Below are 19,342 nucleotides of genomic sequence, written 5' to 3' on the forward strand. Positions count from 1 at the left end.
AAGCAGACTTTTAAGGAAATAACATGGCCAGCAACGCGATAACTGTAACTCCATTGACTCATAATATTGGAGCAGAAATAGGCAATATCGATTTAACCCAACCGGTATCGGCCGACCAAAAGCAACAGCTCTACGATGCCTTAATGCAGTACCAGGTTATTTTCTTAAGGGATCAAGCCATTAGCCATGATCAACACCGCATTGCCGGGCAGATATTCAGTGATTTGATTATTCACCCCGGCGCTAAGGGCATAAACGGGTACGAAGATATTGTCGCCATCCACGCCGATAAAGACTCAAAATACATTGCTGGAGACAACTGGCACTCAGACCTAAGCTGCAACGAAGAGCCACCCATGGGTTCTATGCTGTATTTGCACACTCTGCCAGAATACGGTGGCGATACGTTGTTTTCATCTATGTACGCTGTATACGATGCGCTTTCACCGGCCATGCAGCGCTATTTAGAAGGCCTGCAGGCAGAACACGATGCCAACCACGTGTACCACTCTATTTACGGCGACTATGGCACTGCTTACCCATGCAATACGCATCCGGTGGTACGTACGCACCCCGTAACGGGCAAGAAAGCGATTTTTGTTAATGCTTCTTACACCACCCGGATAATGGGGCTTTCAAAAAACGAAAGCGATGGCGTATTAAATATGTTGTACGAGCACGTCAAAGACCCTAACTTTCAGGTCCGTTTTAAATGGCGTAAGCACTCTATTGCCATTTGGGATAACCGGTGCACACAGCATTTTGCGGTGTGGGATTACTTTCCACAAACACGCTCGGGTTTCCGGGTCACCATGGGTGGAGACAAGCCGTTTTAATACGTAGTCGCGGATTACAGTGATCCTAGCCTGGAGTTGATCATTCAGTAGCTGAGCTATTACCACCCTGGTCACGATTGCCCAACATCGCCGCTATTAACCGGCCAAAGAGAAGCATACCCACTTTACGCGGCAGCAACCGCAAGTAGAAAATAGTGGAACGGTTGAAAAACCCCGGCACATACACATTGGATCTACCTAAGCGTCGCAACGCCTTGGTCACCACGACACCGGGTTTTACGACGAATGACTTCGCCAATAGCCCTTGATAAATTTCAAACTCAGTGGCTGTCGGCCCAGGGCAAAAGACCAACACATCAATGTTATCCTTCGACAACTCGTGGGCCAATGCTTCACCAAATAACCGGTCGTAACTTTTACTGGCAGCGTAGGTGGCCCACTGGGGAACACTGCTAAATGACACCATGGAGGCTGTTATAACGATGGCACTGCGGGCACGCTGGCGCATTAAATTGCCGAAGTGATGGGATAATAAGGTCACAGCTCGGCAGTTTACATTCAGTAAACGCTCCTCCTGTTCAAGGCTATTGCTTAAAAACCGGCCATAGTTCGCAAAACCAGCGTTGTTGACAAAAACACCAACATCTAGACCTTCAGTGGCGGCTACTACTGTCTCCATAAATCCCTGCTGTGCGAGATCAACGGATACCGCACGATGCTCAACACCGTATTGCCGCGTTAACCGTTCACCCAACGCCTCCAAACGGCTTTGCCGACGAGCAATTAACACAACATTAAAACCCTGCTGCGCCAACTGAACGGCAAACTCTTCGCCTATGCCAGATGATGCTCCGGTAACAACTGCCCAACCGTTGTAGGTATTTACTAATTGACCTAACTGCACAACGACTCCTTTAGCATTGGATTTTCACAAACGTAGAAAGCAACTTGCCTAATAAATGACACCGAAAAAGTGAGACTAATCGCTACTGCTCACGTTCCATTAAAACCGCCCCCATCATATTGACGTAGTAAAACAGCAGCAGTAACAAACCCAGGGTAAGCGCACCGGGTAAACTGGGAGGCCAATACACGCTTACGAGAGTGCCACCTAAGACAACGATAAAACTGACCATAAACCAGTGCGCACGGACGCTGGCGTGGCGGTTTAAACGGTACAAACAGACAAAACCGATAAACAACGCCGTCGCTAGAGCAAAGCTACCCAATACGATGAACCCGGTATCTAATGAGTAACCCATAAAGGCCAACAAGACATTAACAAACATAACCAACAAAGCGGTTATGGCCCCAACAACTGCAGGTAAAATCGCACTGGGGTTAGCACTGTTCGCTTTGTGCCATATTTGCGAGGGAGATTCATTTTTATGCTGTAATGCGTAGCGCAAATATCGGCGCCTTCGCCAATCTACTAATGGGCGAGAGGCTTCGACCTGGCCTAACGACTCGTCTAAAACGAAGCTATTGATTCTTACGCGATTGCGAATACGATGCTGTTTGAGGGTTTTTAAGAGACTACGATTGTTTTTGGTATCGGTGATGCCAGAGTTAATAATCAAAACATTGAAAACGACCCAGTGTTTTAATTTAGTAATCTTTTTGTGTTTAGCCTTTTTACCATCCACTTCGGCATTTTGTACCGTTTGCATCACATGGAGATACTCTTGCTCAACGGTTTGGCGCAACTGACTGCCAGCCTCGATCAGCGCATTAGCGCTTAACGACCGCACTTGATTTTTATCGACAACTAAAATGATACGGGTAGTGTTGAGCTCCGATTTCAGTAAAATACGATGGCAAACCCGCTTCAACACCAACAGCTCTGGTGCACACACGGTAAGCGTGCGAGCAAACCCATATTGCAATCGAGCAAGCTTCTGCCAGTGAGGAATGGCGCCGCCTATCAATGGCAGTTCATTATCCAGTTTTACAGACGCGTTATAGAGGTTGATTTCAGCCTGGCCGAATTCTGCATCGGATTCAGCTTCATCAAGTGCTGCATAGAACTCGCTAAGTTTGTCCTCGGTATGGTTTTCTTCGGCATCAGCCACTAGGCTGTAGTCGCCTTCGAGCACATATCTGTAGGCGAGCGAATCGGCCAGTGAACTACTTTGCCCGCAATTCGCATTTGTTACTTTTTTCACCGCATTCATCCGTGAAACCTGCTTACTTCTTCATTAAACTGCAGAATCATTTTGATTAGACGACTGCCTTATCTTTGGCCAACACAGGTACCTTACCACCACCGTTTCAGTGCAATAGGAATGGCTTCTCAATTTTGACAGACCACTCGGTTTATTTTTTGCAAACGTATTAACACTCTATGTGTCTTCGCGTAAGGCAAACGTAAATCCAGGTAGTGAAGCCGGGCCTAATCTCCTCAACAGATTTGAAAACCCTATCGCGCCGGCCTTACTCGCCCTGGACACCTGATAAAATCAGGCTTTACACTTAAACGGATTGGACGTCTGGCCAGAGTAGATTCTAGCCAGCCCACAAGAGTAGATCACACATCCTTACGGGCCAGGAAATGACCAAAAGCGAGCCAGACACGAACCCAAAAAGCGATAACCGCGACATAGTCACGCCGTTTGCCTTTGAGCTAGATCCGCAACTGATGGGCAAAGCCATTGCCCGCCCCTGGCGGCGCGGCGCCGCTCAATGTATCGACTTTGTGCTCATCGCTATACTTAGCCAGCTCTCGTCCGTAGTGCTAGCCGTGCTCACCTCAATCGCATTCCTGCGCGCAAGCCGCAACAACAATCCCAACATTGAATCCAAAAAAGCGAAAAGCTGGCTCAGGTTTGCCGGCACCGGGTTGTTATTTCTGGCTACGCTAATCGTGGTGGAGGCCTTAAGAACAGAGCCAGAGCCCGTGGAATCCGAGGGCACTGTAGCCCAGGCCATTGTCTACGGCTTAAACTTGATCGCCTGGGACAAATGCGAAGCGGCCCAGAAATGCCAACTGGAGCTGGCGAACAGTGTTGGTGAGTTGTTGGCCGAGTCCAAGGCCGACCGCGACGACGTGGAAGAGCACATCACTGAATTTTTGGAAAACAGAGAACTACCGCAAGCGCAAATCGAGCAACTTTTAAACGCTTATCTAGACGCCTACGACAAATCCGTGGAGCAAATGACCGCGGTAGACGAGATAGCCAGCGCAGCGCCCAGCGAACCCGACTCCCCCCCAACGTCGGCAGGCGAAGAACAAACCTACAGCCCCTTAAGTTGGGCTCAAGGGTTCGCCGGAGACCTAGGACTAGGGTTTGGCTGGGCAGCGCTCTACCACAGCGTTTTTATTGCCTGGTTCCGCGGCCGCACACCGGGCAAAAAGCTGTTAAAAATACGCGTGGTAAAGCTCGACGGCTCCGCCTTTTCACTGTGGGACAGCTTCGGCCGTTACGGCGGCTACGGGGCGGGTTTTGCAACGGGCTTATTGGGTTTCGCACAAATCTATTGGGATGCCAACCGCCAGGCCATACAGGATAAGATAGCCGAGACTGTTGTAATCTTTGAATAGCAAAGAACTCTGCTCATTAGGCTATGATTTGTAGTGTACCGTTAGGTTGACACTAAAGACTGGAGTTGCTCTGGCAAGTAATTTTTGAACTTGTAAATTAACTCACCGATTTCAAATTGACTTTCTCTGCTTTCTTAAAATTAGGAATATCAAGTATATCTAAAGACGCTTCCGTCATTCGTTCGGCGGTTTCTGATGTGAGCTGAAAACGATGAAATTGTTGTGGCACGTGGGCTCGATGAACAAAAAATGACTGGATAATGGCCCGCTTTGAATCTGAGTGTTTTGCCGTGCCACCGTGCCAGACGTGAGAGTTAACAAACAGCACATCGCCAGCTTTAGCTTCAACAAGAATTTCATCTGGATGGTTATCTTTAACATTAGCCATTCCCTGGTAAGGTAAACCACCCCACTTATGAGAACCACAAATCACTCGCGTTGCGCCACTTTCTTCGGTCATGTCGTCTAGCAACCACAGAGCGTTACACGCATAGTATTTTTCGCCACGAACCGCCCAGGGGTAATCTGAGTGCATGTCTTGGTTTTTAATACCCTTCTGCGGATCTCGTAAATTCATCGATGAGAGTTTGAAATCATCGCCGATGAGGTACTTCACAAGCGCTAGGATTTTTTCGTTTTGGTAAAACTGATCGAACACCTCACCACAATTCACCAAATCACACACACGCCTGTCTTTTGGATCATCCATTTGCTCAACGATGCACAGCATCATTTGCCGAATCTCTCTCTGTAGCGTGGATGTATGTTTGTAGTCCATGGGCACTCTGGTGTACAGCGACATTGCCTGCCTGACCTGGGGCACAAGCTTAATGACCAAACGCAATACCGATCTAACAGCCACAAACAAAAAATCGTATAACTTTAATTTAATGGTTGAGTTGTTTTTTATAAATTTTTCACGTAACAGCGATGTACCAAATTCACCCCACCTAGCCCCTTGATGCTTTCTAACCTCGGCGACTCGACTTTTCACCTTGTCGATCTCCTCTTGAGAGATCACGGACTTTACTACGAGGTAGCCATTTTCATCCAAAAACCGCAGGTCTTCATCTACGTTTTGGCAGTCGAGTGTATTGCTAGCTTGCATAGGATGTTGTCTCTAATACAAATCACTGATTAGGCTGCTGACGCGTTCAGGGACGGAAAAATTTAGCAAAGCCTTTGTTGAATAGTGAAAAAGCTAACAGAACAACAACACCCAAAACGCTTAATTTGCCCTTCTTTACGGTATGCAGTCCTTACTTTACAGTGTATGCCAGTCGACGGTTACAACTACGCTTCTGTTGCGTTTTATCGACTAAAAACAAACCGCCGAGCAAAAAAGAAATTAAACAAAAGTGCAGCAAAACAGCCCACAGCAAAAGCAATGTAATCGCCCCAAGCCAGCTCATTCAGCGCTTGGCTTACCCACACAAATAAACCGAAATTAATTAAAAAGCCTTTGCACTGGCCAAGCACATACAACCAGCGCTTACCATTGCCGGTAAACGTGATTCGATTATTTATTTCGTAGGTAAACGCAACGGACAATAAGAAAGCAAATAATCGGGCGGGATAAATGTGCAGCCATTGGCTTAGCAAAACGAACGCACATAGGTCGACAACAAAGCCGAAGGAGCTGGCAATAGAATATAATAATAGCTGCTTCATAGGCCGATGAAATCAGGCTTAATAAATACGCTAGCCTTTTAATCTGGCCAGCACCTCTTCTTCGTCTTCGTCCCACCCGCTTTCGACGAAACCCAGCGCAGCGTAGAGCCGTTTAGCTATGTGGTTTTCCGGTACATAGCAAACTTCTATTTCAGGCTTAATATTGGTTTTGGCGAAAGACTTGTTGGCTTGCGCTCGAATCAGATCTAAGCCTTTCTGCATAGCTAGCTTGCCGTAACCTTTGTTTTGATGGGGCTCGGCGATCATAAAACGCCAAATGGAAATCAACGCTGGGGATTCTTGCACCCACATCATAAACCCCACCAGCTGGGCGCCGGCGTAAATGGCTTTTACGTAATGATTGCGGTTGTAGGCGGCTTCTACCAGCGACCAGGTATTACTGGCCACGTAGTCTTCTTGGTGGGGAGCAACTTCCAAATCACAAACGGCCTCGTAATTGTTCTGATCTACCGGCCGCAGTGATATTGTCATGTGCCTTGCTGACGTTTAAATCCGAGCGCTTAAGATCGACGACGGTTGCCGCCGTTGCTGCGGCGCCGGCGGTTGTTGTTGCCTCCGCCACTGTTGCTACGGCGAACGGATTTGTATTCCACTTGAGGAATCTCCGCCAACAGCGCTTCCGGCGGCTGCTCGCATTTTAATTCCATGCCCAGCAACTTTTGAATGGGCTCCAGGCGTAAGGCATCGTCCTCACAGGCGAAGCTAATTGAGGTACCGTGATTGCCGGCACGGCCGGTACGGCCAATTCGGTGCACGTAATCTTCGGGCTCTTCCGGCAAGGTAAAGTTCACCACATGGCTGATGCCGTCGATGTGTATGCCTCGCCCAGCCACATCGGTGGCCACCAGTACTTTTAACTCGCCTTTTTTGAATTTATCCAAAGTGCGCACGCGCTTGTTTTGGGCAATTTCACCGCTCAATAGGCCAGCCTCTAGGCTGTGGTCGAGTAGCATTTGGTGCAAGCGACGGCATTCATCACGTCGGTTGGCAAACACCATTAGGCTCTCTACGTCTTCCTGTTGTAATAGGTTGTACAACAAGGCGAACTTTTCTTCCGTGGACACCAAATAAATGTGCTGGGTTACGGTGTCAGTGGCAACGGATTCCGGTTGGATTTCTACCGTTACGGCTTTGTCCGTCCACTGTTCCGCCAACATCAGAACATCGTAGGTAAAGGTAGCGGAGAAAAATAAGGTTTGGCGATGGCTTTTAGCCGGCGTAGCTCGCACGATACGCTTCACTTGCGGAATGAATCCCATGTCCAGCATGCGGTCGGCTTCGTCGATAACCAGCACTTCTACTTGATCCAGGTGTACTACGTCGTTGCTGACGAAATCCAATAGACGGCCGGGCGTGGCTACCAAAATATCCACCAAACGGGCAGCGACTTTATCTTGCTGCTTCTGGTAGTCCATGCCACCCACTAGGGTGTGCACTTGCAGACCTGTGTACTTGCATAACAACTTGGCGTCTTCGGCAATTTGCAGCACCAGCTCACGGGTAGGAGCCAAAATAAGTGCTCGCGCCTCACCAGCGTAGCGCTCTTCTTCCAGTGGATTACACAATAGATCATCAATGATGCCGAGTAAAAACGCAGCCGTTTTGCCGGTACCTGTCTGCGCTTTACCAACCACATCTTGGCCATCAAGGGTAAAGGGTAATGCTTGAGCTTGAATGGGCGAGCAATACTCAAAACCCAGGTCGGCAATGCCGTGCATGAGTTCATCGGGTAAGTCTAAGTCGTGGAAGCGGGTTTTACCCTCTTGCGGCTCTACGTGGAACTGATCGATCGACCACGCTTGCACACGAGTGTTACGAGCGCGCGACCGACCATAGGGCTTTTTGCTCGAGCGCTTTTTGCTCTCTGAGGCTGGAGCAACGTCCTGGCCTCCCTCGGTGCTGACTTCTGGGCTGTTAAATGTACTGTGGTGGTAACGCTGTCCGATCAAACCAAGTTGCTCGCTTATAAAAAAATGAGCAGCGATTGTACCACAGCCAGTTCAGTTATTAACCGCTTATGGCCCCTGCTTTACCATCAATATGACCTGATTTGCGCCCTATTGCCGCTCAAAGCCAGTGGTTTCGGTGGTGTACCACCGCACCCAGCGGTAGTACTCATTTCGGTACTAGCCGTTTCGGTAGCATCCTTTTCCATACTACTAGCTATCGAAGAGAGATTACAAACAACAGTTTGGCGAGTGGAATCCGCCAAACCACGAGTAATGACAGTCATCATTAGCGACGACTAAAATACCGATTCAGCCAATAATCCACACTTAGATAGCGCCCTGCACCGTAAAACAACAGGGTTAACAACATGATAAAGTAAGTCGCGGCGAACTCCACGCCGTTATTCAGCAGCGTCACACTTCCCCTACCGGTTAACCAAGAGTAGTTTCCATGTTGCTTTAAAATAGCGATTACCTGGGTTTTACGCTCCGCCGCCTCCAACACGCGCTGGTTGGCCAACCAACTGCTGGCATCCGCAATTGCCAACCAGCCATTGGGCCAGTGCACAAAGAAAATCGCCACCAGCATGGTTGCCATCAACGGCACCACCGCCAACCGGGTGGCCAACCCCAACGCCAACAGTGCTCCGCCCACCAACTCAGCAGCCGCGGCTAAAAATACCATCACCTCGGGCATGGGCAGGCCTAGCCCCCAGTCCGGGTTTCCAAACCACGCCACGGTGTCCTGCCAGGCGGCGAATTTTACCCAGCCGGCCTGCATCATCACTGGCGCTAAATACAATCGCAGCAATAGCAACGGCACGCCGTCACCGTGGGCCAGCAGGTTACGGGCGGTGGCCGCAGCATGTTTGATGGCAGTTATTGTTAGCACGGTATCTCTCCATAGGTTTCAAGGGTACACTCAACGCCCTTTTTAGGAGTGGCTAGCAGAAATAGCGGTTCCTATGGAGAGTTCCCGTTTTTGTCACAAATTTGATCACATAACCGTTTATATAAGCCTCTAATTGCCTTGAAAAATCCGACCCAACACGAAGTTATCACCATAGCCCGCATGGGCGTTCCGCTGATCATTTGCCACATTGCTATCATCGGCATGGGTGCCACTGACACCATTTTTTCAGGCTTAGTTAGCACGCAGGACTTGGCCGGGCTGGCCATTGGTGCCGCTATTTGGGGGGCGCTGGCAGTGTTTGTGATGGGCATGTGCGGCGCCACTGCTACCATTGCCGCTCAATACCACGGTGGTGGCCGCTACTCTCGAATTGGCTTCCAAGTTCATCAAACCGCTTGGATCGGTGTGGCCGCCATTATTCTGGTTTGCCTAGCGCTGGTAACCAGCCAACTGTGGCTCCCGGCCATACAACCTCCCGGCCCAATCACCGATATTGCCTGGCGCTACCTTACGATACTAAGCCTGGGCAGTGTGGGCTTTTTGATTTTTGTGGTGCTGGTAAACGCCTGTGAAGCAGTGGGCGACATGGCCATGGCCATGGCAGCTTACGGGCTGTTATTTATACTCAACGCGCTGTTCGATTACCTCTTTGTGTTTGGCAAATTGGGACTCCCTGCCATGGGCGCCAAAGGGTGTGCATGGGCCAGCGTGGTGGCCTATTGGGTGGCGGCCATCGGCGTCGCCTTGGTATTGCAGGGTAAAGCGCAGTATCGCCGTTACCACTTATTCACCAAGGCTTGGCGCCCTCATTGGCCAACAATAAAAAAACACATCGCTATCAGTGTGCCCTTGGCCATCGGCAGCGGCGGCGAAGTATTTTTCTTCACCAGCGTGGCTTTGATGGTGTCTCCCTTTGGCCAGGTTGCCGTGGCCGGACATCAGGTGGTGATTAACTACAGCTCGCTGGTGTACATGATTCCACTGGGATTTAGTGTGGCCGTTTGCATCCGCTGCGCGCAGTTGCGCGGCGCTAAACAATTTCAGGCCGCAACCTTTAGCGCTTTTACCGGGGTCAAAGTCGCCCTAGCAGTGGCAGTGACCACCATTGCCATCACCGTTTTAGCCCGAACACTGATCGCCAAGGTGTACAGCCCAGACCCCGCCGTGCAACAACTGGCGAGCCAATTACTGCTGGTGTGCGTGGTATATCAATTGTTTGATGCGGTGCAGGTGTCTAGCTGGGGTGGCTTACGCGGTTTTGGCGACACTAAAATACCGATGTTTATGCAGCTAACCGCCTACTGGCTGTGCGGATTCCCACTAGGCTACGCCCTGGCCAACTACGCCGAGCTTGGGGTGTTTGGGTTTTGGTGGGGTATTGTGGTGGGATTAATGATTGCCGCAGTGTTACTACACACTCGCTTGCATTGGTTAGCGAAAAGAACTTGCTCTAATTAACAGCCAAGCTGCCAAAGGCTAGCAACTGATTACAACAAGGGATATAAGAATCCGCGTTATTGAATGTTTGTACTCGAAATCAAATATCGCTGACCAACAGCGCTCCGACGACGGAGCGCATCATCATTGATAAAGAAACTTAAGAATACTTATTGAATTTCAACCTCGGCAGTTATTGACACACCTGAACTACTTGTGATCGTTATTGCTTCTGGTGCTTTGTCAATTTTTAACCATCGGTTTTGATAGAAACCAGCGTAATCGCGCCAAAAAACACTACCTAACTTCCGGCTATTTGTTTTGAATTTAGCATCTAAAGTTAATAGAGCAGTGCCTTCGGGCTCTACAGTGGAAGATACACGCACCCAAAGCTTCTTCTGATTAGAAAAATATATTGCCTTAATAACTTGCAAACTTTCAGGTGGGGACGCCTTCACCATACCTGCATCTATAGCCTTACGAACTTGTTTTCCCTTAATAGGTAAGCAACGAGTTAAACCGCTACTCTCGTCCGCATTACTATCCTTTTTATAGTGACCTACCCCCTGCGGACTATACTCGAACCCATCTGGCAGAAGAAACTTGACCTGATAACTACCGTCAACGATATTTCCAAATAAATATCGGCCGCTAGTACTTGTGGTCGTTTTATTTAACAGCGCGCCATCACATGAAAGTAGCTGCACCTCAACTCCAGCCAAGCCTCTTTCACCTGGATCTTGAAATCCGTCACCATCATCATCTAACCAAACAAAATCCCCAATTATGCCAGAGCCTACCGCATTTACTTTCCTCGTTCCGATTTCGGTCCCGTTGGAAATCCAGAGGCTATTATCCTGATCCCCAAACTGCCTGGCGCGGAAATAGAACCCGTTGGCGGTATTAATGTTTTGAAAATCCATAAATATCGGCGCTATTGTGTCTCGGTACGCTATAAATCCTGACTCGCCTGGCAGAGCGTCTAAAACTAAATAAGTCCCCGCTCTAGTACCATCACTACCCCACAACTCTCTTCCGAATTCTTGGTGGTCTGCGACAAAATAAACGTTATTAGAAAACCCATAGAAAACCTGAACGCCATATTGGTCGTACCCTTGGTAGTACCAACCATCGGGGCTACTAAATGAACTTTCTGCTCCAGGGTTGATATCAGCGACCATTTCTGGAACCCCACCTTCATTTAGCTTCCAAACCTCCCTACCAACGCCTTCTTTGTAAGCAGTGAAATACAATACTCCGCCATAGCTGTAAAAGTTCGCTGGCTGACTGCTCTCTGCGCCTGGATTGATATCTCCAACCAATTGGTAGCGGCGATCCGCGCCAATCCCCTCTAACCTCCATAATTCTTCACCTACCAAGCTACCCTCGGCGACAAAATACTCTTCGCCGTCAAACCAATAGCTGTAAACTACGTCATTAATCGTCGGATATCCATCACTAGGACTTCCATACGGGTAGTAGTGACTGGAGACAATTGATGATTCAGCAGTATCTATGTCTATTTCAATTAACTGATAGGAATATGCATGGTAATAAGGTTCAGCTAACAACCTTAGCTCTACGACATACAGCCTTCCATTTTCCGTATAAAGCATTTCGAGAAAATAGTAGTAGCCCCAATCGTGGCTGACATAGTCCTCTGTTATTTCATAAACGTAACTAATTTGGCCATTACTGTCCTTTGACCACACAGTATCACCGACTACGTAGAACATATGATCTCCGATTACAACAGCATGCTCATATGCAGAAGTGTCGAAGCTACTGGACGTACTCAGACCGGAATCACTTTTTTCCTGATTTGTACTAGCTAGTGATTTAACGCTCAAAGGTAAAATCAAAGTAAGTAAGAGCACTAAAAAAGAATAACAATTTAACTTGCTTGGGAAGGCGGGCGCGGAGATCATGAACAGCTCTCTATTATTTTCTAAAGTTATCCTCACAACACCCCTCCGATATTTTAGATATCGGAAAGAAATAAATGAGGCAGCACCGCGAGACTAACATGCAGCACCCAAATAGCACTGAAAATTAATTAAACTTTACCAGAAAATGGAACCTTGTTCCTTGCATTTACTAATTCCCCCCACCCTTACCAACGTAATATCAGATACAACTTAGCTATCGGAGCCACACACCGGGCAGCCGGGTTGCTTGAGAAGATTAAGCGCCTGCCAACTGGTGCGCCAAGCGTCGTAAATAGACAGTTTGCCGGCGGTGGCGGTGCCCAACAGTACTTTTAATGCCTCCAACGCTTGCATCGCCCCAATCACCCCCACCAAGGGCGCGATCACACCACTGGTGGCGCAATTTAAATTTACGTTGGCGGTTTCGTCGTACAGGCATCTATAGCAGGCTGAATTGTTATTCGGGTCAACCACCAATAACTGCCCCTCACCGGCGATGGCCGCCCCGCAAACCAATGCGGTTTTTTGCTGGTAACACAATTTATTGACTTCCAAGCGGGTGGTTAAGTTGTCACTGCAATCTAACACAACATCGGCCTGATCAATGGCCTCTTGCAATGCTGTGCCAGAGAGGTTTACCGCCATGGCAGTCACACGGGCACTTGGGTTGATAGCCTTGGCTGTAGCGGCGGCGGATTCGGCCTTACCCTGGCCTAAATCGCTGTGGCTGTGAGCGATTTGACGCTGCAAATTGGATAACTCTACCGTATCGCAATCGGCCAATATTAAATGCCCCACCCCGCTGGCGGCCAAGTACATAGCCGCCGGGCTGCCCAACCCGCCGCAACCAATCACCAACGCCGTGCTGTTGATAAACACTTGTTGGCCATCAATATCAATTTGCGGCAGCAAAATATGCCGGCTGTAGGTTAAAAGTTGTTGGTCATTCATTGCCATTGCCCCTGGGTAACACGGTCGCGGCCGCCGAAATCCTGGTTACATTGCACGTTGGAATAGCCCAATTCATTCAGCAAAGCTACCGCCCACGGCCCTTGATTGTAGCCGTGTTCAAACAGTAACCGGCCGTTGGGTTTTAAGAACTCGGTGGCATTGCGGGCGATGTTTTCGATATCCGACCTGCCGCAATTGGCCGCCACCAAAGCACTGCTGGGCTCAAAACGAACGTCACCTTGGCTTAAATGCTCATCGTGTTCATCAATGTAAGGCGGATTAGAGACAATCAGGTCAAATTTTTGCGGTACCTGGATATTAGTAAACCAATCGCTGTGCAAAAAGGTGACGTTTTTTAGGCCATTACGCAGCGCATTTTGGCTCGCAACCGCCAAGGCTGCCTGGCTGTAATCCGTGGCAGTGATCTGCCAACTGGGCTGCTCTGCCGCCAATGCTAATGCAATGGCGCCACTGCCCGTGCCTAAATCCAAAACAGTTAATGGCTTGGCGTCGGCATTTGTTAATTGGGCTTTGGCCAGAGCAAGTTCGACCAATAGTTCTGTCTCTGGCCGAGGAATAAGGGTGGCCGGAGTGACCGAGAGGTTTAGCGTCCAAAAGCCCTGCTCGCCCATTAAATAGGCCACGGGCTCTCCCACCTGGCGTTTTTTAATCAGGGCACTAAACTGTACCGTTTGCTCTTGGCTGGGAATTCGCTCCGGCCAAGTAAACAAATAGCTGCGGTCTTTTCTCAAGGCGTAAGACAATAGCAACTCGGCGTCTAAGCGAGCAGATTCTGAGTCGGATAATTCGCCGGTGGCCCAGGTTAGCAACTGGCCAATGGTACCGGTCATAGTTTGAGCCATTGGCTAGGCGTTTACTGCGCCAACGCGGCCAGCTGATCCGCTTGGTATTCGTTCACCAAAGAGCCCACCACTTCGGATAAATCACCTTCCATAATTTCGGCCAATTTATACAGCGTTAAATTAATGCGGTGGTCGGTCACTCGGCCCTGAGGGTAATTGTAGGTGCGGATGCGTTCAGAGCGGTCACCACTGCCCACCAGGTTGCGGCGTTCATCAGCAATGGACTGCGCCGCGGCGGTTTCTTGTTCGGTTTTTAACTTGGCCGCCAGTAACGACATAGCACGGGCGCGGTTTTTGTGCTGCGATCGTTCGTCTTGGCACTCCACCACGATGCCCGTTGGCAAATGCGTAATACGAATGGCCGAGTCGGTTTTGTTAACGTGCTGGCCACCAGCACCGGATGCCCTAAATGTGTCCACACGGATATCGTTTTTATTGATATCCACTGCTTCCAATTCATCGGCTTCGGCCATAATGGCCACGGTGCATGCGGAAGTGTGAATGCGGCCCTGGGATTCGGTCTCCGGTACACGCTGCACTCGGTGGGCACCGGATTCAAATTTTAATTTGGAATAAACGCCCTGGCCGGCAACGCGGGTGATGATTTCTTTGTAGCCGCCGTGCTCACCTTCGTTGGCGTTCATAACTTCCACTTTCCACCCCTGGGTTTCTGCAAACTTGCTGTACATGCGATATAAATCGCCGGCAAAGATTGCAGCTTCGTCACCGCCGGTGCCTGCACGTATTTCCAAATAAACATTTTTCTCGTCGTTAGGATCTTTGGGCAGCAGTAATGTTTGTAGTTCCAGCTCCAGCGGCTCTTTATCGGATTCGGCTTCTTTTAACTCCTCTTGCGCCATCTCTCGCATGTCGGCATCGCCATCGTCAAGCATTTCTTTGGCGGTTTTAATATTGTCTAAAACCTGCCGGTAACTGTTAAAAACTTGCACCACAGGTTCTAGCTCAGCGTATTCTTTGGACAAGGTTCGGAATTTATCCTGATCGCCGATCACGCCGGCATCACCTAATAGATGCGCCACCTCGTCGTAGCGGTCGTGGAGAATTTCCAATTTGTTAAGTATCGATTCTTTCATAGGATTGATTAACTCAAATCTTGATCATTAAGATCAAATAACTCATGGCTAAAACCAATTAAATCCGTGCGCCCTTCGGCGCTGGCTTGGCGGATTTTGGTGGTGGGGCCATGCAACAATTTATTAGTTAGGTTTCGCGCCAGTTGTTTTACCACGTCCTCAGGGCTGCCACCGGCCTCCAGTGCACTGAGGGCTTTTTCCAGTTCGTTATCGCGTACATCTTCGGCTTTACGGCGGTAGGCGCGAATGGTGGAAGCGGAATCCTGCACGCGCAAGCCGTGAATGTAAGCCTGCACGCCTTCTTCTATTATACTGGCGGCCTGCTCTGCAGCCTCCTGGCGAGAACGCAGGTTTTCTTGAATGACGTCGCGCAAATCATCCACTGTATATAGGTATACATCCGAAAGATTCGCTACCTGCTCTTCGATATCTCTGGGCACAGCGATATCAACCATAAACATGGGCTTGCGTTTGCGGGCTTTGAGCGCTTTTTCCACCGTTCCTTTACCTAAAATAGGCAGCGGACTGGCGGTAGAGCTAATAACAATGTCGGCCCTGGGCAACACCTCGGGTATTTCTTCCAGCAAAATGGCCTGGCCGTTAAATTTATCCGCCAAATCTGCCGCTCGCCCAAGGGAACGGTTGGCCACGATGATGGATTTCACGCCTTGGTTGTGCAAGTGGGTAGCCACCAGCTCGATGGTTTCGCCAGCGCCGATCAACAGCGCTGTGTCTTGTTTTAAATCGCTAAAAATTTGTTGGGCCAGCGTAACCGCAGCGTAGGCCACGGACACCGGATTTTGCCCGATGGTGGTTTCTGTGCGCACGCGTTTGGCGGTGGCGAAGACCCGCTGAAACACCTCGTGAAGATTTGCTCCAGCCGTACCAGATTCCTTAGCGTGGGCGTAGCAGGCTTTCATCTGGCCAAGAATCTGCGGCTCGCCTAACACTAGGCTATCCAGCCCCGCAGCCACCCGCATCATATGATTAATGGCCTCTTCACCCTGCTTTTGGTAATGGCAACGCCCCAGCTCTGACACATCGACACCGCAGAACTGACTTATCCATTGCAGTACAGTGTCTGGGTTGGTATCAGCTGGGGTGTACAGCTCTGTTCGATTGCAAGTGGATAATATGGCCACTTCAGCAATACCTGCTCGGTGGGCCGCCAACAACGCAGGTTCCATCTGCTCCGGGCTAAACGCCAGTTGCTCTCGCAGGGCCACCGATGCGGTGTTGTGATTGATGCCGAGGGCAAGAAGAGTCATGAAACGTCGTATGTCTGGTAAAGGCTGAACACTGGTTAGCGGTATCAAATCTAGCGGCTACTAAGCGCATGCAGGCTCCTGTTATGGAGCAAGGCCCGGCAGCACGATTACAGAGCAAGAACCGCGTCAATGCCTGTACCTTCTATCCATACGTCTGCTGTAGGGCAGTCTAAACAAATCTGACTGCGCTCATTAACCCTATAAACTGGGCGGCCCCAACACATTGCTTGCATATTGCTTGGGAGCAAAGGCCAGCCGTTGTGGTCTATCAAGGGCCTTAGCATCAACCTGCATATACTACGATGCGTTAGTTGATTGCAGTTTGGCGCATTTGGCCGCTATTTTTGCTGCCAATGGGCTACAGAAGCGTAAATTGTCCGCATCTAGGGCCTTACTGACAAGTTTTTCCTGTCGAAGCAATCCTAAACAGAGGACAATCCACTAAACCAGAATTATACTGGAATTTCGACCTACTCATTTACGGTTACTAATGCGCCTAAGGCAATCAATGCATAAAACAGCTCTGCAAATGACACCTCGCCGCCGTTCGGCATTTAATGCACTGGGTTATTTGCACCCCGCCGCCGCGCTACTGGCCGCTGTAATTTTGGCCGGCTGTGCCAGCCAAGCACCACCGGAGGTGGTTGAAACGCCAGCCTTAGAGCCGGAACCTGCCGTTGCTGAACCTGAAGTCACCTACAAGCCATTTGCCCCAGAAACCCTCTATTCGCTGATAGTGGCGGATCTCGCACTGGATAGGGGCCGCTACGATATAGGCCTTGGCAACTACGTGCAACAAGCACATGCCACCCGCGACCCTGCCGTGGCCGCCCGCGCCACCCGCATTGCTCGCTTCCTCAACGCCAACCAAGCGACCATGAGCAGCGCATTGCTTTGGCTGGAGGTCGACCCAGACAATATAGAAGCCCGCGTCATCGCTGCCAACGAGCTCGCCCAAGTGGGCCGATTAACCGAGGCCTTTGAAATTGCCAAGCCACTGGCCGGCACTGATGCCCAATCAATCTTCCAGACCATTGCCGCCCGGGCTACCCAGAGTGCCCGGCCACAGCAAGAGATCCTGCTCGATGACTTTAATCAACTGATTGCCGAGCATCCCAATCAAACCGATCTGTTAGTGAGCAAAGGGCTCATACTTCAGGCTCAGGAGCAGCACGAAAACGCCCTGGCAGTGGCCGAAGCCATTTTACAGCGAGATGCCGATAGCGCCGCCGCTGTTAGCTTGCAATCTCGCTCACTGCAGGCACTGGGCCGCCATGAAGAGGCGCGCCAGCGACTAGAAGCCATGCTTCAGCGCAACCCCAGCGACCAACGACTGCGGCTAGATTACGCGCGGTTATTGGCCGACGATGACCTAGAGCTGGCCCGCGACCAGTTCCAGGTGCTGCTGGAGCAATCTCCCGATGACGCCAACTATTTGTTTTCGCTGGCCCTTATCAACAACGAAATTGGTGAAACCGATACGGCCAAAGCGCAGTTCACTCAATTGATTGCCCATCCCTCAAGGGGGGCTTCCGCCCACTTTTACCTAGGTGAAATTGCCCTGGCCGAAGGCGACAACGCCCGCTCCCTCACCCACTTTTTGCAAGTAGACTCTGGGCCGGATTTCCTACCGGCGCTGAACCGAGCCTCGGATATTGCCATCGCCCAAGGTGACATCAGCGCGGTGAGAGACCGCTTTGTGCAGCTGCGCCAAGCGTACAGCAATCAAGAAGAGCGGCTATACATCGCCGAGGCGGAAATCCTCGCCCGGCACCAAATGTTAGATGAAGCCGTTGCCACCTTAACCAATGGCCTTACTTTCCACGCTAATAACGCATCACTGCTCTACGCCAGAGCCATGCTCAACGAGCAGCGCGATCACCTAGCGTTAATGGAGCAAGATCTGCGGGCCATTATTCTGCAAGATACCGACAACGCCACCGCGCTCAACGCCCTTGGCTATACCCTGGCGGATCGCACAGACCGTTACCAAGAAGCGCTGGAGCTAATCAACCAAGCACTGAGCTTGCGGCCGGACGACCCCGCCATTATCGACAGTCTGGGTTGGGTGCAGTACCGCCTGGGAAACTATACCGAGGCGGTCTCTCGTCTGCGCGAAGCCATGAAAGCCTTCCCCGATCACGAAGTAGCCGCCCACCTTGGCGAAGTGCTGTGGGTAACTGGTGCGGAAGAAGAAGCGCGACAAGTGTGGCAAGAAGGCTTGCGGCTAAATCCCCGTAGCCCAATCATACCGGCGGTTATGGAGCGGCTCGACGCCCTACAGCGATAATGTTTAATCGAATTTCCCTCCGCGCTCTGGCAATTATTGCTGCGTTGCTAAGCGCCTGCGCCCAGTTACCAAAAACACCTGTGGCCGACTCACCAGGGCGGCCTGCCCAAGCGCTTACCCAGTGGCATATGAAAGGCAAAGTGGGGATTACTACTCTCACCGAACGCGTTAACGCCAGCATCAACTGGCAACAACAAGAATCTGACTTTTCCATCAGTCTAAGCGGCCCCTTTGGCCAGGGCCGTGCGGATTTAATCGGCGATGCCAGCGGCATTGTGTTAGCCACCGGCGGTCAGACCTACCGCGGCACCAGCGCCAAAGACCTTATGCAACAGCAGCTGGGCTGGAGCGTACCGGTGCAACATTTTACCTACTGGGCCAAAGGCATACCCTCACCACTGGCGCCGGTAACGGGACTTAGCTACGATGAACAGGGCAGCCTAAGCGCCCTAGAGCAAGACGGCTGGCAGGTTAGCCTCAGCCGCTACACCACGGTGGACGGTTGGCAGCTGCCCGGCCGAATGAGCGCAAAGACTGATCAAATCGCTTTATTAGTGGTGGCCAAAGAGTGGCTTCTGGATTAGCCTGGGCGGCCTACACGCAGCCACTCTCAGCTTTG

At 50.5% G+C, this 19,342-nt stretch carries 17 protein-coding genes; 5 read left to right on the top strand and 12 right to left on the bottom strand.

Annotation, left to right across the window (positions count from 1 at the left end; translation table 11 throughout):
* Positions 1-23: 23 nt before the first annotated feature.
* A complete protein-coding gene (locus ACGHM3_RS18140) occupies positions 24-836 on the top strand; it encodes a TauD/TfdA family dioxygenase (protein WP_345426040.1) in 813 nt (270 codons plus the stop codon).
* A gap of 40 nt (positions 837-876) precedes the next feature.
* Here the strand turns inward: ACGHM3_RS18140 and ACGHM3_RS18145 are convergent, their stop codons facing one another.
* Positions 877-1,701 (bottom strand): SDR family NAD(P)-dependent oxidoreductase, encoded by an 825-nt coding sequence (locus tag ACGHM3_RS18145; protein WP_345426042.1) that lies wholly within the window; start codon positions 1,699-1,701, stop codon positions 877-879.
* Positions 1,702-1,783: 82 nt separating this feature from the next.
* A complete protein-coding gene (locus ACGHM3_RS18150) occupies positions 1,784-2,962 on the bottom strand; it encodes a hypothetical protein (protein ID WP_345426044.1) in 1,179 nt (392 codons plus the stop codon).
* A 386-nt stretch (positions 2,963-3,348) separates the two neighbouring features.
* Here ACGHM3_RS18150 and ACGHM3_RS18155 point away from each other — a divergent pair, with 386 nt between their 5' ends.
* Positions 3,349-4,338 (top strand): RDD family protein, encoded by a 990-nt coding sequence (locus ACGHM3_RS18155; RefSeq protein WP_345426046.1) that lies wholly within the window; start codon positions 3,349-3,351, stop codon positions 4,336-4,338.
* Positions 4,339-4,435: 97 nt separating this feature from the next.
* Here the strand turns inward: ACGHM3_RS18155 and ACGHM3_RS18160 are convergent, their stop codons facing one another.
* From ACGHM3_RS18160 to ACGHM3_RS18180, 5 genes are all read right to left on the bottom strand, one after another.
* Entirely contained in the window at positions 4,436-5,446 is a 1,011-nt protein-coding gene (locus ACGHM3_RS18160; RefSeq protein WP_345426048.1) for a phytanoyl-CoA dioxygenase family protein, read from the bottom strand.
* A 203-nt stretch (positions 5,447-5,649) separates the two neighbouring features.
* Complete coding sequence (locus ACGHM3_RS18165; RefSeq protein ID WP_345426051.1) at positions 5,650-6,009, bottom strand: GtrA family protein; 360 nt, start codon at positions 6,007-6,009, stop codon at positions 5,650-5,652.
* 30 nt (positions 6,010-6,039) lie between these two features.
* Positions 6,040-6,501: a GNAT family N-acetyltransferase gene (locus ACGHM3_RS18170; protein ID WP_345426053.1), complete on the bottom strand. Its 462-nt coding sequence runs from the start codon at positions 6,499-6,501 to the stop codon at positions 6,040-6,042.
* Between the two features lie 29 nt (positions 6,502-6,530).
* On the bottom strand, positions 6,531-7,979 hold the full coding sequence (gene rhlB / locus ACGHM3_RS18175) for an ATP-dependent RNA helicase RhlB (RefSeq protein WP_345426055.1): 1,449 nt from the start codon (positions 7,977-7,979) through the stop codon (positions 6,531-6,533).
* Positions 7,980-8,265: 286 nt separating this feature from the next.
* Complete coding sequence (locus ACGHM3_RS18180) at positions 8,266-8,862, bottom strand: DoxX family protein (protein WP_345426119.1); 597 nt, start codon at positions 8,860-8,862, stop codon at positions 8,266-8,268.
* Positions 8,863-9,009: 147 nt separating this feature from the next.
* On the opposite strand from ACGHM3_RS18180, the gene ACGHM3_RS18185 reads away from it, so the two are divergent.
* Positions 9,010-10,350: an MATE family efflux transporter gene (locus ACGHM3_RS18185; protein WP_345426057.1), complete on the top strand. Its 1,341-nt coding sequence runs from the start codon at positions 9,010-9,012 to the stop codon at positions 10,348-10,350.
* Between the two features lie 149 nt (positions 10,351-10,499).
* Here ACGHM3_RS18185 and ACGHM3_RS18190 read toward each other — a convergent pair whose 3' ends face one another.
* The 5 genes from ACGHM3_RS18190 to hemA form a co-directional block, all read right to left on the bottom strand.
* Entirely contained in the window at positions 10,500-12,257 is a 1,758-nt protein-coding gene (locus ACGHM3_RS18190; protein WP_345426060.1) for an SdrD B-like domain-containing protein, read from the bottom strand.
* A gap of 210 nt (positions 12,258-12,467) precedes the next feature.
* Positions 12,468-13,208 (bottom strand): molybdopterin-synthase adenylyltransferase MoeB, encoded by a 741-nt coding sequence (locus ACGHM3_RS18195; protein WP_345426062.1) that lies wholly within the window; start codon positions 13,206-13,208, stop codon positions 12,468-12,470.
* On the bottom strand, positions 13,205-14,059 hold the full coding sequence (prmC, locus tag ACGHM3_RS18200) for a peptide chain release factor N(5)-glutamine methyltransferase (RefSeq protein WP_345426064.1): 855 nt from the start codon (positions 14,057-14,059) through the stop codon (positions 13,205-13,207). The genes ACGHM3_RS18195 and prmC overlap by 4 nt, the downstream gene beginning before the upstream one ends.
* Before the next feature lie 23 nt (positions 14,060-14,082).
* On the bottom strand, positions 14,083-15,165 hold the full coding sequence (prfA, locus tag ACGHM3_RS18205) for a peptide chain release factor 1 (RefSeq protein WP_345426066.1): 1,083 nt from the start codon (positions 15,163-15,165) through the stop codon (positions 14,083-14,085).
* A gap of 8 nt (positions 15,166-15,173) precedes the next feature.
* Complete coding sequence (hemA, locus tag ACGHM3_RS18210; protein ID WP_345426068.1) at positions 15,174-16,433, bottom strand: glutamyl-tRNA reductase; 1,260 nt, start codon at positions 16,431-16,433, stop codon at positions 15,174-15,176.
* Positions 16,434-16,941: 508 nt separating this feature from the next.
* Between hemA and ACGHM3_RS18215 the strand changes: the two genes are divergently transcribed.
* Positions 16,942-18,723 (top strand): tetratricopeptide repeat protein, encoded by a 1,782-nt coding sequence (locus ACGHM3_RS18215; RefSeq protein WP_345426070.1) that lies wholly within the window; start codon positions 16,942-16,944, stop codon positions 18,721-18,723.
* Positions 18,723-19,307, top strand: coding sequence for a lipoprotein insertase outer membrane protein LolB (gene lolB / locus ACGHM3_RS18220; RefSeq protein ID WP_345426072.1), 585 nt, complete (start codon positions 18,723-18,725; stop codon positions 19,305-19,307). The genes ACGHM3_RS18215 and lolB overlap by 1 nt, the downstream gene beginning before the upstream one ends.
* Positions 19,308-19,342: the final 35 nt, after the last annotated feature.

The organism is Halioxenophilus aromaticivorans (assembly GCF_042850945.1).
In the GTDB taxonomy this organism is placed as follows: domain Bacteria; phylum Pseudomonadota; class Gammaproteobacteria; order Pseudomonadales; family Cellvibrionaceae; genus Halioxenophilus; species Halioxenophilus aromaticivorans.

Excerpts from the sequence above, each read along its gene's own strand:
- ACGHM3_RS18140 (WP_345426040.1), top strand. The coding sequence starts at position 24 with ATGGCCAGCAACGCGATAACTGTAACTCCATTGACTCATAATATTGGA.
- ACGHM3_RS18215 (WP_345426070.1), top strand. The coding sequence starts at position 16,942 with ATGCATAAAACAGCTCTGCAAATGACACCTCGCCGCCGTTCGGCATTT.
- hemA (WP_345426068.1), bottom strand. The coding sequence starts at position 16,433 with ATGACTCTTCTTGCCCTCGGCATCAATCACAACACCGCATCGGTGGCC.
- ACGHM3_RS18165 (WP_345426051.1), bottom strand. The coding sequence starts at position 6,009 with ATGAAGCAGCTATTATTATATTCTATTGCCAGCTCCTTCGGCTTTGTT.
- ACGHM3_RS18195 (WP_345426062.1), bottom strand. The coding sequence starts at position 13,208 with ATGAATGACCAACAACTTTTAACCTACAGCCGGCATATTTTGCTGCCG.
- ACGHM3_RS18190 (WP_345426060.1), bottom strand. The coding sequence starts at position 12,257 with ATGATCTCCGCGCCCGCCTTCCCAAGCAAGTTAAATTGTTATTCTTTT.
- lolB (WP_345426072.1), top strand. The coding sequence starts at position 18,723 with ATGTTTAATCGAATTTCCCTCCGCGCTCTGGCAATTATTGCTGCGTTG.
- ACGHM3_RS18155 (WP_345426046.1), top strand. The coding sequence starts at position 3,349 with ATGACCAAAAGCGAGCCAGACACGAACCCAAAAAGCGATAACCGCGAC.
- ACGHM3_RS18160 (WP_345426048.1), bottom strand. The coding sequence starts at position 5,446 with ATGCAAGCTAGCAATACACTCGACTGCCAAAACGTAGATGAAGACCTG.
- prmC (WP_345426064.1), bottom strand. The coding sequence starts at position 14,059 with ATGACCGGTACCATTGGCCAGTTGCTAACCTGGGCCACCGGCGAATTA.
- ACGHM3_RS18170 (WP_345426053.1), bottom strand. The coding sequence starts at position 6,501 with ATGACAATATCACTGCGGCCGGTAGATCAGAACAATTACGAGGCCGTT.
- prfA (WP_345426066.1), bottom strand. The coding sequence starts at position 15,165 with ATGAAAGAATCGATACTTAACAAATTGGAAATTCTCCACGACCGCTAC.